Origin of the sequence: Nodularia harveyana UHCC-0300 (assembly GCF_034931085.1) — a bacterium.
Classification (GTDB): domain Bacteria; phylum Cyanobacteriota; class Cyanobacteriia; order Cyanobacteriales; family Nostocaceae; genus Nodularia; species Nodularia harveyana.
In genome coordinates, this window is sequence record NZ_JAYGHG010000001.1 from 271,989 (window position 1) to 285,194 (window position 13,206).

General features: G+C 40.5%; 13 protein-coding genes, 1 tRNA gene and 1 riboswitch. Of the genes, 7 read left to right on the forward strand and 7 right to left on the reverse strand.

Annotation, left to right across the window (positions count from 1 at the left end):
- Positions 1-51 precede the first annotated feature (51 nt).
- The 3 genes from VB620_RS01200 to VB620_RS01210 form a co-directional block, all read right to left on the reverse strand.
- Positions 52-1,308: an FHA domain-containing serine/threonine-protein kinase gene (locus VB620_RS01200; protein ID WP_323194294.1), complete on the reverse strand. Its 1,257-nt coding sequence runs from the start codon at positions 1,306-1,308 to the stop codon at positions 52-54.
- Positions 1,309-1,399: 91 nt separating this feature from the next.
- Positions 1,400-3,325, reverse strand: coding sequence for a serine/threonine phosphatase (locus VB620_RS01205; RefSeq protein WP_323194295.1), 1,926 nt, complete (start codon positions 3,323-3,325; stop codon positions 1,400-1,402).
- A gap of 433 nt (positions 3,326-3,758) precedes the next feature.
- Positions 3,759-4,379, reverse strand: a complete 621-nt coding sequence (locus tag VB620_RS01210) for an rRNA large subunit pseudouridine synthase E (RefSeq protein WP_323194296.1) — start codon at positions 4,377-4,379, stop codon at positions 3,759-3,761.
- A 170-nt stretch (positions 4,380-4,549) separates the two neighbouring features.
- A riboswitch (TPP riboswitch) is annotated at positions 4,550-4,646 on the forward strand.
- 7 nt (positions 4,647-4,653) lie between these two features.
- Between VB620_RS01210 and thiC the strand changes: the two genes are divergently transcribed.
- Together thiC and VB620_RS01220 are read left to right on the forward strand one after the other, a co-directional pair.
- Positions 4,654-6,027, forward strand: coding sequence for a phosphomethylpyrimidine synthase (gene thiC, locus VB620_RS01215; RefSeq protein WP_323194297.1), 1,374 nt, complete (start codon positions 4,654-4,656; stop codon positions 6,025-6,027).
- Positions 6,028-6,138: 111 nt separating this feature from the next.
- The gene (locus VB620_RS01220; protein ID WP_323194298.1) at positions 6,139-6,306 is read left to right on the forward strand and encodes a PCP reductase family protein; all 168 of its coding nucleotides are present in this window, start codon (positions 6,139-6,141) and stop codon (positions 6,304-6,306) included.
- A 136-nt stretch (positions 6,307-6,442) separates the two neighbouring features.
- On the opposite strand, the gene VB620_RS01225 is transcribed toward VB620_RS01220, so the two are convergent.
- Entirely contained in the window at positions 6,443-8,017 is a 1,575-nt protein-coding gene (locus VB620_RS01225; protein WP_323194299.1) for a hypothetical protein, read from the reverse strand.
- Positions 8,018-8,278: 261 nt separating this feature from the next.
- Between VB620_RS01225 and VB620_RS01230 the strand changes: the two genes are divergently transcribed.
- The 3 genes from VB620_RS01230 to VB620_RS01240 all read left to right on the forward strand — a co-directional run bounded on the left by VB620_RS01230 (position 8,279) and on the right by VB620_RS01240 (position 10,005).
- Positions 8,279-8,518 carry an antitoxin gene (locus VB620_RS01230; RefSeq protein WP_323194300.1) on the forward strand — a complete coding sequence of 80 codons (240 nt, stop codon included), beginning with the start codon at positions 8,279-8,281 and terminating at the stop codon, positions 8,516-8,518.
- A gap of 9 nt (positions 8,519-8,527) precedes the next feature.
- Positions 8,528-8,932 (forward strand): type II toxin-antitoxin system VapC family toxin, encoded by a 405-nt coding sequence (locus VB620_RS01235; protein WP_323194301.1) that lies wholly within the window; start codon positions 8,528-8,530, stop codon positions 8,930-8,932.
- 197 nt (positions 8,933-9,129) lie between these two features.
- Positions 9,130-10,005 (forward strand): DNA-methyltransferase, encoded by an 876-nt coding sequence (locus tag VB620_RS01240; protein WP_323194302.1) that lies wholly within the window; start codon positions 9,130-9,132, stop codon positions 10,003-10,005.
- Between the two features lie 49 nt (positions 10,006-10,054).
- Here the strand turns inward: VB620_RS01240 and VB620_RS01245 are convergent, their stop codons facing one another.
- Complete coding sequence (locus VB620_RS01245) at positions 10,055-10,900, reverse strand: Rpn family recombination-promoting nuclease/putative transposase (protein ID WP_323194303.1); 846 nt, start codon at positions 10,898-10,900, stop codon at positions 10,055-10,057.
- Positions 10,901-10,988: 88 nt separating this feature from the next.
- Positions 10,989-11,609, reverse strand: a complete 621-nt coding sequence (gene pyrE, locus VB620_RS01250) for an orotate phosphoribosyltransferase (protein ID WP_323194304.1) — start codon at positions 11,607-11,609, stop codon at positions 10,989-10,991.
- Positions 11,610-11,711: 102 nt separating this feature from the next.
- Here pyrE and VB620_RS01255 point away from each other — a divergent pair, with 102 nt between their 5' ends.
- Positions 11,712-12,128 carry a hypothetical protein gene (locus tag VB620_RS01255; RefSeq protein ID WP_323194305.1) on the forward strand — a complete coding sequence of 139 codons (417 nt, stop codon included), beginning with the start codon at positions 11,712-11,714 and terminating at the stop codon, positions 12,126-12,128.
- Positions 12,129-12,204: 76 nt separating this feature from the next.
- Here VB620_RS01255 and VB620_RS01260 read toward each other — a convergent pair.
- Positions 12,205-12,277: transfer RNA gene (locus tag VB620_RS01260), tRNA-Ile, on the reverse strand.
- Positions 12,278-12,449: 172 nt separating this feature from the next.
- Here VB620_RS01260 and VB620_RS01265 point away from each other — a divergent pair.
- Positions 12,450-13,148: a hypothetical protein gene (locus VB620_RS01265; protein ID WP_323194306.1), complete on the forward strand. Its 699-nt coding sequence runs from the start codon at positions 12,450-12,452 to the stop codon at positions 13,146-13,148.
- Positions 13,149-13,206 lie beyond the last annotated feature (58 nt).

Sequence of the window (13,206 nt, forward strand, 5' to 3'; positions counted from 1 at the left end):
TAATCAAGCATCGGGAGTAGATGTTTCTCAGACTTAACTACTCCTCACTGCTTATATTTTGGCAGCAGCTAATGCTACAGCTAATTCTTTAGCACTTTGGTAGCGATCGCGCGGCAAATGCTGCGTCGCCCGTTCAATAATTTCTCTTAACTTAGGAGTAATTGTGGGAATCTGAGATACATCAAACCGGGAATTTAGTCCCCTATGGCGGTAGAAATTGAAAGGATTTTCACCCGTGATGAGAAATATTAAGGTTGGGCCAATGGCATACAAATCAGATTGCGTTAAAGGCTGTCCCCGTTCCTGTTCCGGCGCACAGTAACCTTCTGCACCAATCCGAGTCCCTGGTTTAGTCCCAATCTCCTTCACAGCCCCAAAATCTAACACTACTATATGATTATCAGAATTTCGCACCATCAGGTTAGCGGGTTTGATATCACGATGTATTAGTGGCGGGATCTGGCTATGGATATATTCTAATATATCGCAGGTTTGAATCATCCAAGCGATCGCCTGACTAGGTGGCACTGGTCCAGTGCTATAGATTCTCTTTTCTAAATCCTGGCCATGCACTAATTCCATCGCTAAATACTTTTTACCACCCACGACAAAAAAGTCGTAGTACTTAGGAATCCCCGAATGCTTCAAAGATTTGAGAGTATATGCCTCTCGTTCAAATAACTCCTGAGCTTTGGCAATTTTTGCCATGTCAGCATTCATTTCCTTCAAAACCAACAACTTTGGTTTACTCGAAATGCCACCAGCGCTATCCCAAGCCAGATAAGTAGTACCCATCCCTCCCTGTCCGAGAGTTCGCAACACCTGATATTGACGAATTGTCCGTTGAACTGAGATGGGTTGACCGCAATGAATACAAAATAAATTCTGAGGTGAATTACCTTCGTGGTTGCAAGTATAAGCTAAATTTGCGGCAGTCTTCTCTGAAGCCTTGACTGCTTCAGCTGCTACCAGCAAAGTATCTGGGATTTCCTGAAATTGGAACTGTAATATCGGCCCTCCCTGAGCCAGTTGCAGCAAACAGTTATCGGGTAAATCACACTGAAGCACCAGCAACCCATTCAAAAAAGTTCCATTAGTGCCTTGACTAATTAGCTGCCAAGAAGAGGCATTTTTATTTTTCGGAACATTAACTAGCCTCAGTTCCAAATGATGGCGAGAAACCAAACTATCAGCTACAACCACATCATTATCCTCTGCTCGACCAATGCGAATTACAAAGGAATCCTTAAAGCACCACTCCTGAAGGGGCGTTTTTTTTTGCGGTTCTAACAACTTCAGAATAACCACAATACAACCTGCATAAGCTTAAAAAGAAAAGTTAGATGTTCGGAATTAAGAATAGGGAAATAACTTACTACTTCCCACTCTAGAAATATTTTTAACTGTCCATATTCGGCCGCAATTTAGCGCGGACAAGTATAGCAGTAATATTGTCATGGCCATTGTATTGGTTAGCTAAATCAATTAATTCTGTGACTCCCTGTTCCAAATTAGCCCCAGAACGTAACAAAGGAGCCAGAATATTCTGCCCATAAGTTTCTAACAGGTCATTATCTGATAGACCATCAGATACTAGAATAAACAGGCTATCTTCAGTAATCTCAAAAAACTCTGCATCGGGATTAATTGAATGTTGATCCCGTGGTCCCAAAGCTTGAGTTAGCTGGTAAGCATCCGGCCGGGCATAGGCTATGCTAGCCTCCACTCCGTGAGCCATTTCTCTTTGACCTACTTCGTGATCTACGGTAATTTGTTCTAAGCCTCGCTTCCGTGTCAGACGATAAAGACGACTATCCCCCACATGGGCAACTGCTGCTTCAGTACCTTGAATTAATAGCATCACCAAGGTAGTACCCATCCGCTTAGTTCCAGAACGGACTTCTTGTTGATTTACCTCATAAATTTCTTGATTAGCTAAACATACTGCCTCACAGAGCATATCTTTCGTAGGCATTTGGTTATCAACCCAATGTTCCTCAAAATATTGCCTCAGAGTGTTAACAGCCAATGCACTGGCGATTTCACCACCTGCATGGCCGCCCATACCATCACAAAGAATATACAAACAACGGGCTTCTAAGGCTCGATTTTGTGGACAATCCAGCTTGTTGATTTTAGTGACGATCCCAAAGTAGTCCTCATTATAATTACGCTTCCGACCGACATCAGTGCGTCCGGCATCATCCAAACTACTTAATTGCATTGACAGCATAATAGTTGGTGCATCATCGCCTTTTGCGGAGAAATCATCAGCATCATCTGATGGCAAAATAGTTTCTGGAGTAGTTGGTGCTTTGGCGGTGACTGGTGCTTCTAATTCAGCAGCAATTTCTTTTAAAAGCGATCGCAACTGCAGAATGGTCTCAACTTTACCTGCTTCTAAATCTGCTAAAACCTTCATGATTGAACCAAACTGAGTCCGTTGGGACTGTCTAAATAGTTCCTGCCAAACTTGCCCCAAAGCTTGAATAGTTACAGGCTGCTCTGATTCTAGTTCTCCCTCTTCACAGGATGACTTTCTCGATGAGTCTGAATACAATCTCTGTAGCGCCAGTGTCTGGTCTTCATCTAAACGCAAATTGGACAAATTTAACAAACTTTGACAGCAATCGACTGTTTCTAAAACCGTCCAAAGTTGAGTCATCTCATAGAGATAGTGTAAAAGTTGTAACGTAGATGTCGTGTTATCTTGCCATAGTTCTAGTAAATACTGCCAATCTGAACGGTCTTCGATGAGTAGCACCTGCATATCATCTTTTTCCCAGGCATCATGAATTACTGGTATAGCTGATTCCGTTTGGGATTCCAAAACAATATAAGCTTTAGCAAGGTGAGAAATTTCACTGATTTCTCCCGATGAAATCATCAGATCCTCTTCCTGACTCGCTAATATAGCCTCAATTGGCGATATTTGATAGGGCAGACAATCCAAAACCTTGACGCATATTTCAGCCTGAGAGGAATTTTCCTCCGGGGCTGAAAGCGGTGACAACAATTGATAGCGCTGCTCTGATTCTAAGAATGAACCTGCTGTCAGTTGTGATAAAGACAAAAATCCACCGGGGATATTTTGAGCATCATCTGCACCTGTACTGTTTTCTATTTCTTCCCCAGTGACTAACTGAGTAATAATCGCCTGCCAAACTGTTCCACATTCCGCACCACAGTTATGACAAACCAGTGTATTCACAGGTACTTCAGTACCGCACTCATCACAAATTCTGTCCGTCAGAGATTCACCACAGCTTTGACAGAATTTGTTGCTATTGGGGTTTTCAAATGTACACTGAGGGCAAATCAGCATAGTGAAAGTTCCTTCATTCCCGTTCCAACCTGCTTTTACTTACGCTTTCCCATTCTAAAGTTAGGGAGATTAACAACTTATCCCTTTCGGAATGTTGTGATCTGGTTTTGCAAGTCCTTGATTTGCACTCAGTTTGCCCAATCAGGCTGAGTGAGATTTGCTTGCATCTTTTTGTCAAGTATTGGGCTGATACTTTCCGCGATTTTCCCGGTAGATTTTTAAATCTTATACTGACATATAAATTGTACCATTGGACAACGATGAAAACTAGGATCAGCAACATATATAGCATCCAGAAACCGAGATTTTTTAGACTTCTTGGCTGACTTAAACAATAGTGGTGTCATTAGTAAATTTACTTACGAATATGTACTAGATACTTATACCATATGTGTTATTTGTTTCCTAAAGTGCTGGAAGTATAGGCTGCCCGTTATCTGCGGTTCATTTTTGCATCACGCTGAGGAAATCTTGGCAAATTATCGGAAAAATTCAGTTCTGATGGTAAAAGATCCCGCCACTCACCCAGTTTTAAACCCTCTAAATGTAGATGGGCTATACTTACTCTCACTAATCGTAGAGTGGGAAATCCTACGGATGCGGTCATGCGTCGCACTTGGCGATTTTTACCCTCAGTCAAAGTCATTTCTAGCCAAGCTGTGGGGATATTTTTACGAAATCTAATTGGTGGATGGCGTTCAGGTAGTGGCGGCGCTTCTAACAACAGTCGGACTTGGGCTGGTTGAGTGCGGTAGTTTTGAATTTCCACACCTGTTTGTAACTTGTTGATAGCATCAATATCAGGAATCCGCTCTACCTGCACCCAGTATGTGCGTTGATGTCCAAAGCGAGGATGAGCGAGGCGGTGTTGTAATTGTCCGTCATTAGTTAATAATAATAGACCTTCGCTATCCCAGTCTAAACGCCCCACAGGATAAACATCAGGAACGGGAATGTATTCTTTCAAGGTGCTATGTTTTGGTGTTTCCTGGGTAAATTGACTGAGAACACCATAGGGTTTATAAAAAATAATATATCTGTAATGGTTAGTCATAAATACTGAGGTGAGATGGTGATTTCACCTGATAAAGCTGATAGAGTGCGATCGCCTACAGTATAGCCAATTGCATTTCCTCATATCCAATTCTGCTTCGGGTTCTGACTTGATATCAACAGGAATTGTAAACAGCCCCAGCAGTATTCCTAACCAAAGTGATACAATTTCATTCATGCTAGGGGTGCCTGAATATTCAGGCTGAGATCACACCCTTAACACCTGAGTCTGGCTAATACCAGCGGAGGGAAGCTGTTTATCGAGGAATTTCAATATGCGGACAGAATGGGTTGCTAAACGTCGTGGTCAGAGTAACGTAACTCAGATGCACTACGCGCGTCAGGGTGTAATTACTGAAGAAATGCACTACGTGGCCAAGCGGGAAAACCTGCCGGCGGATCTCATTCGTGACGAAGTGGCGCGGGGAAGAATGATCATCCCGGCTAACATTAATCACACCAATTTAGAACCAATGGCGATCGGTATCGCTTCCAAATGTAAAGTTAATGCTAATATCGGCGCTTCTCCCAACTCTTCCAACCTTCAGGAAGAAGTAGATAAGTTGAATCTAGCCGTGAAATACGGTGCTGATACCGTCATGGACTTATCCACAGGTGGCGGTAACTTAGATGAAATTCGCACCGCTATTATTAACGCTTCACCTGTTCCCATTGGCACAGTACCAGTTTACCAAGCCTTAGAAAGTGTCCACGGCACAATTGAAAATCTCACCGCCGACGACTTTCTGCACATTATTGAAAAACACGCCCAACAAGGTGTTGATTATCAAACCATTCACGCCGGGATTTTAATTGAACATTTACCATTAGTCAGAGACCGTATCACCGGTATTGTCTCTCGCGGTGGTGGAATTTTGGCGCGGTGGATGCTACATCACCACAAACAAAACCCTCTGTATACCCATTACAACGACATCATTGAGATTTTCAAAAGATATGATGTCTCTTTCAGTTTGGGTGATTCCCTGCGTCCTGGCTGTACTCATGATGCCTCAGATGCTGCACAATTAGCAGAACTGAAAACCCTCGGACAGCTTACCCGCAAAGCCTGGGAACATAATGTCCAGGTGATGGTAGAAGGGCCAGGACACGTCCCAATGGATCAAATTGAGTTCAATGTTCGCAAGCAAATGGAAGAGTGTTCGGAAGCACCTTTCTATGTATTGGGACCATTGGTAACAGATATTGCTCCTGGTTATGACCATATTACCTCGGCAATTGGGGCAGCAATGGCTGGCTGGTACGGTACAGCTATGCTGTGTTATGTCACACCCAAGGAGCATTTAGGCTTACCGGATGCTGAAGATGTCCGCAATGGTTTGATTGCTTATAAAATAGCGGCTCATGCGGCTGATATTGCTAGACATCGCCCAGGTGCGAGAGACAGAGATGATGAACTCTCAGCAGCCCGTTATAACTTTGATTGGAATCGTCAGTTTGAATTATCTTTAGATCCCGAAAGAGCTAAGGAATATCATGATGAAACTCTACCAGCAGATATTTATAAAACTGCTGAGTTCTGTTCCATGTGTGGTCCTAAGTTCTGTCCCATGCAAACCAAGGTTGATGCTGATGCGTTGACTGAACTTGAGAAGTTCTTGGCGAAGGAACCTGTAACTCAAGGTTAAGTTAATTCTCGTTAAATGTCGTTACTGGGGTTAACCTGGTAACGATATTCATGTTAAGAGTGAATTTGGAAAAATCGAAATATTTATATTGAAATTAAAGCCTAAAAATCAATGAGTGAATCAATTAAATGGACTGCGGAAGCTGAAGCTAAACTGAAAGAAATTCCTTTTTTTGTCCGTCCTTTCGCCCGTAAAAAGATTGAAGTCTATGCTGAAGAGAATAGTATATCTCTAATCACTCTGGAAATTTATGAGCAGGTTAAACAACAATTTAATTAAGATTTTAACTACTATCATTTTTGGCAAAACATAATTTAATCTCACGCAGAGTCGCAGAGTCGCAGAGAATTTTCATGAGTGTTTATGATAACTAACTAAACTGACTTGATACGCTGAATAGGGATAGAGCAGGCGATCAGGAATACAATTTAGCCTCTAACTGTTTTAATATCCGCTTAGGATTATTCTTATCTCCCTGGAAAAATTTCCAAGCTGCAAAACCGGCACCAGCAGCAATGACAGCTGCACCTCCAGTCATGACACCAACTCCACCAAGAGCAGCCATGATAGAACTATAAGCTGCGGCTCCTGATAAAGTGCTAATTGCAGTCCCTGTACTAGCAACACCAAAAGCACCCATAGCAGCCCAAGCTGTACTAACAGCAGCAGCACTTGTTGCAACTCCAACTCCGGCTGCAATTCCTAGTTTCTTCTTATCTTCAGCATCCATTTGGCTAACAGAAGCAACAGATACTAAAGCAGCTGCACCAATTAACGCGGCTCCACCTGTTGCTACTGCTAATCCTCCTAACATTCCTAAACCACCCGCAGCTACAGAGCCACCACCTAACAGAGCTAAAGTTGCATTAGTCGCGGCACCTCCAGATAATGTACTTATAGCTATTCCTGTTCCTGCTTTTATTCCAGTTGTTGATGCAATTTGTATAGCATTTGGAACAATTCCCGCCGCTTTTTTCACTGAATCGCTGATTATTGTGACTTTGGCAAAAACATCATCATTTTTCTTTCCGTTCTGATTGCTCACTTGTTCACGCATCAACTTATAAATTACTTTACAATCATCTGGTATCTGAGAATCTAAGATGAGTGAGTCTAATAATTTTAAATTTGCTTGCTCAGAAACTTGTTTACCATCTCTGATTGCAGAATAGGTACTAAGTATCTCAGATTTATGCGTACTACTTTTGATACCAGAAAAACTATCAATTATATCTACTATAAATAGATCAGCCGTACTTGCCCTAGCAGTTACACTGTAACGAAAGTATATTTGTTTAAGTTCATCAGGCAATGAACTATTTTGAATAATTGTATCAAGTTGATTTAAAATCTCAAAATCAGCTATGTTTTCTCCGGCTCTGATACACTGATATGTTCCTCTAATCAACTGCTTCTCATTTTTATTTAAGTTAGATGCAGTTAAGGCATTTTCAATACATTGTTCTATTTTGAATAATCTAGAACTTTGACTTGCAATATTGTATCGCTTAGAAACTGAAGAATTGATTTGAGAGGATGAAACAATAAATTCTAATAAATTTAGAGCAGGTAAGTCATCTATAGATTTAGCATCGCTAATATTCTGATATACATTCGCACATCTTTCTTTGCTTGTTAACTTAATATCCGCATTGTTGATTAAGTCATATATTATTTTCTCTATGTTTGTACTATTATCAAACAATGTATGGACAATGATAATAATATCATTTTCATTATTTATATATTCGGGTGAAAAATTCTCATAAATTTTACTAATAATTCCTTTAAAAGAATTATGATTTTTCTGTGAATTACGTCTTTTCAAGCGTAGTTTAGTTTCTTCCAAACAGTTAGCAGTAATTTTTACTTCATAGCTTTTTCCTGACCTTGATGTAACTTGTTGCGTTCCACCTTGCTTGGCTGTTCCATAAGCTACAAAAATGTGCTGTAACTCGTCTTGTTGAGCTTGCATATTTTGTTCTGTCATGACTAAATAGTATAGTAAGGGTTTTGCTAAGAAATATACTAATCATGACCCTGAATCTAAGTAATTAACAACCGAATAAACACTTAGAATCATGCAAATAATTTTAACCAAAACAGTATTATCAACCATATCTTTAAACTACAGCTTAAAAAGCAAGGGTGTCAAATTACAGAAGAGCGATCGTCTGTACTAAAGGGTCCGATCACATTATATAATTGAGATAGGTTTCACAGTTTTTTATACCTTCAAAAAGATAGCTTTATGCCAAACTCATGCCATATTTCTCTCTTAGCTAATGGACAAAATCAAGTCCTAACTATTCCCCATGAATTTGCTTTACCGAATACAGAAGTTTTGTTACGCAAAGAAGGAAACCGACTAATTATTGAACCGATTCGCCCCGGTTCTCTCATTTCTTTATTGACAACACTAGAGGACATTACAGATGATTTTCCCAGTGTGGATGAAGAACTATTACCCCTTGATGATATTACGCTGTAGTCCTAAACAATGAGCTATCAATACCTACTTGATACCAACATCCTCTCAGATTTGGTGAGGCATCCTCAAGGTCTGGTGTTCCAGCGTATCGCTACCGTGGGTGAAGGCAGCGTTTGTACCAGTATTATCGTAGCGTGTGAATTGAGGTTTGGCGCAGCTAAAAATGGTTCTTCCCGTCTTGTGGAACAGGTGGAATGCATCCTTGAAGTTTTCCCAGTTTTATCTTTGGAGTCCCCTATAGATAAGCATTATGGCGCAATTCGTACCCACCTAGAGCAATCGGGAACTCCAATCGGTCCCAATGATTTGCTGATTGCTGCCCACGCCCACGCCCTTAACCTAACCCTTGTAACAGCAAATACTCGTGAATTTGAGCGTGTACCTGCCTTGATTTTAGATAACTGGTTAGTATAGTGCTTGGGCGAGATTAACCAAAAATTGCCATATTGATTGAAATTTTTGTATGCAGGTTTTATTGCTTCATTCATATTTGAGAAAAATGTGCGATCGCTTGTAGTAACGGGTGCGATCGCCTGATATAAAATAAATATAATAACTCATTAAAATAATTTAGAATTTCTCTCAATATTCAAGTAGTAGCAGAAAAACAATTGCAACCTTTAACTCAAGGATTCCAACTGCAATACACACATCCTCACGGAAAACTTTATCAAGGTAATTCCATAGATTGGCTAGCATCACTGGATTCGGAAAGCGTTGATTTAGTCTTTGCTGACCCACCTTATAACATTAAAAAAGCTGAGTGGGATAACTTTGAAAACCAAGATAAATATATCCAGTGGTCAATTGAATGGATTAGCCAAGCCGCACGTATTCTTAAGTCTACTGGCTCTCTTTATATTTGTGGTTTCTCCGAAATATTAGCTGATTTAAAACATCCAGCCTCAAAATATTTTAAAAGTTGTCGGTGGTTAATTTGGCATTATAAAAATAAAGCTAATTTAGGTAATGATTGGGGGCGTTCCCACGAAAGTATCATTCATTTTCGTAAATCTAATTCCGTTAAACTCAACATTGATGATGTGCGAATCCCTTATGGCGCACACACATTAAAATATCCCTCTCACCCACAAGCAGAAACCAGCGCTTACGGAAAAGGCAAAAAACATCAGAACTGGACACCACACCCCCAAGGTGCGAAGCCTAAAGATGTGATTGAGATTCCTACCACTTGTAATGGTATGGGTGAGAAAACACCTCATCCCACTCAAAAGCCAGAGGAGTTAATTAGAAAGTTTGTGCTTGCATCTTCTCAGGAAGGAGACTTAATTATTGATCCATTTTCTGGCTCAGGAACAACTGTTGTAGTTGCAGAACAACTTAATCGTTACTGGATGGGATGTGACCTGAATATTGAGTATAACAATTGGGCTATTAAACGATTAGAAAATGTTCGTCCTCTGACTAAAGATGAATGGATAGCTTTTGATCGTAAAAATGCCGAGAGAAGAGTATCTATCAGATGAAAATAGAAGATTTGCTAAATTATTATGCAGTATAAACAGGAAGAACGCATTACAAAACTTTTCTTAACTCTTCAACTGTAGCGGCAGTTTTAATTGCCTTTTGAAATGCTTTTAATCGCTCCAAATCGTTCACTTGAGAGATTATCGGCATCAATTCTAAACCTTCGTTGCCAAACTTCATTTCTAGTAACATCTCAATACTTAAAAATAGCTCTTCTCTTCGTCCTTGTTCTACTCCACGCTGCTCAATTTCTTTATACCAAGGCGATTCGCGTAATACAGCCATATCCCACCTCATGATTTCCTGAACTAAGGCGCTATCTAATACAAAAGTAGCAAAAAATGCTAGAACTGTTTCGAGTTGGTTTAATTCTTCATCAGCCCGGAGTATTTGTAGCGCTTCTCGAATTGTAGACTCATTTTCACCACCTTTGAGAATTGGCACAAACGGAAGCAAAGATGGTAAAGGTTGTTGAAAAGCAATATTGACATCAACTTCCCACAAATTAATCACGCGATAATCTTGAATAGCCCGCAAACCAGCAATATTGGATTCATAAGTTGTAGAGATTTCTGCATTCGTAGTTTTGAGAATGTTGATTAACACAGGATAGGTTAGCAACTTATATTTTTCTTCTGCAAGTGCTGCATAAGCACGCATTCTCCGAGGCATATCCAGTGTGGGACGCAATTGTAATTCATTGAGAACAAGAAAATTTCCATACTGGGGACTTTTAGCACGAATTAAAACATCACTTTCCCGACTTATCCACTGAAATTCTGAGTTGAGTATTTCCTGTGCTGCAATATCGGGAATTTGCGTTACCCATTTCACCCAGTTATCAGGCGCGAGGCTAATTAAACGTTTTGTGCTAACGTCTGCGGATTTTGTCATGGGGTTGTAGATGTGCTGACAAGTAGTATTAAAGAACACTATTCAAAACTTGACTTGGGAGAGTCGCAGCGCGACCCTAATTCCCCGACTACTTACCTAATTCTTGATACCGTTGTTGAAGATCCTTAATGGTGAATACCGCCTGAAAGTTTAACCCTACGGACTGGTAAAACTCGGCTCCACCTTGTAATCTGTCTACTAGTGAAATTACTGTATCAACTGTATAACCTGCTTCCTGAAGACGCTCAACGGCTTTCATGGCAGATTTACCGGTGGTGACGACATCTTCCAAGACGATAATTTTTGCACCTGATGGCAAATTAGGCCCTTCAATATAAGCTCTGGTTCCATGACCTTTGGCTTCTTTCCGAATAATCAGGGCTGGTATGGGTCGATTTTCATAAGCAGAAACTACGCTGACGGCTGATACAATGGGATCAGCGCCCAATGTTAAACCTGCTACAGCTGCGATATCTGAGGGTATCAGAGATAAAAGAATGCGACCAATGGCTAAAGCACCTTGGGGATGGAGTGTTACTTGCTTACCATTGATGTAGTAAGAACTGCTTTGTCCAGAAGAAAGAACAAAGTCACCTTCTTTATAAGCGAGTTGACAAAGTAAGTCTAGTAGTTTGTGGCGCAGAGTCGTTAAGTCAGTAGTAGCTGCACAAATATCTAATTTAGTAAAGGTTTCAGTAGTATACGTCATTACAAAACAGCCTAAGTTATGTTACACAAAAGGTTGAACTGATGAGAGTTCTGAAATTAAGCATAAGTCAAGATTTGCCCAAAACATTGAGGAGTAAAGAATATGGGGATAAAGTTTAAAACCTTTGGTGGTTTATTAGGGTTGCTAGTTTCTGGTGTAGTTTTTCCTGCTGTTGTAGTTGCTGAGACGGAAACACCCAATTATGAGACGACCAATGATGCCTTTGAGCGAGCTGTTTTTAGACATGGGGGCAATTTCTACCAGAATAATACCCCTAAGAGTCAGCTAGACTCAATTCTGGGTTCTAGCTCAGTTTTCCAGAATTCTTTTCCAGAAAACGAAATTGTGCGGGATGCCGAGTTGGTTAATACTCTCTATCGAGATGTTTTTCAACAACAGGTAGGTAATGATCCTTATATTCGGACTCCAGATTTACCAAATCCTTATGGTACGTCTTTGCTGATGTCTCCTCGGTTGAATTCTGAGAAGCTAAAAGTTGGGACTGAGTTCCGATTTTAATTAATAAAACAACGAAAAAGTTTCTGAGTTACTTGTAAAGGCGCGATTAGTCGCGTCTCTACTGAGTGTTTGAAAATCCAGGGTGCAGGAGTTGAACCTGCCTTGGGCAAATTATGAGTTTGCTGCCTCAACCGCTCGGCCAACCCTGGTCGGATTTATATTGTAGCGTAATTTTACGGTTTGTGTGTAATTGAGAATAATTTATTAAATATTTCTGGTACATATTTTTGCAGAAATAGTGCAGACTAGTATTGATTAAGTTCCTTTAATCTTGAATACCCTGATCATAGGCCAGCATATTTCCGCCATAGCTTGTTAGCGATGAAAATAAATTCCACTGTATTTCTAACTTTAATATTGTTAATCCTGATGTTGGGTGCAGGTTCTGTGAGTGCATTTTTAGGTTTTGGGATGGGGAGTGCCGCGCTTAAGGGTGTAACAGCACCAGATGCTCGCCCCAAGACTAAATTTCCTGGTAGCAAGACTAGTAATTCTCAACAGTTAGGGGTAGAACTTTTGAAGGAAGATGAGATCCTGAAAATTGTCCAGGCTCGAATTGAGGGTAAGACCAAGGCTGCTAAATCAGACAAATTAGAGGAATATGATGAGGAAAATCGAATTAGTCGGCAGAAACCCCAGGAAAAATTCTCAGCTGTAACTGAAAAATTGCAACCCGGTTTTCCTGTGATTGCTGAAAGCGAGGATGTAACTTTTGCGGTGCAATCTGTACGCTACTCTGGGGGTGATTTATTAATGAGAGTGAATATGCAGAATAAGGGTGCTGGTTCTGTGCGCTTTTTGTATAGTTTCTTGGATGTGACTGACGACAAAGGCAGAACACTGAGTGCTACTACAGAGGGTTTACCACTGGAATTAGCTGCTAATAGCCCAATTGTTTCTGGTACTGTGATTATTCCTACGGCTTTGCTGGATGATGTGAATAAAATATCCCTCTCTTTGACAGATTATCCAAATCAAAAACTAAAGCTAGAGGTGTTAAATATTCCTGTTGAAAGGTAGATGAGGATGAGGACTGGAGAAGATAATTGTCCCAGACTCTATACTGGATACTTAATAC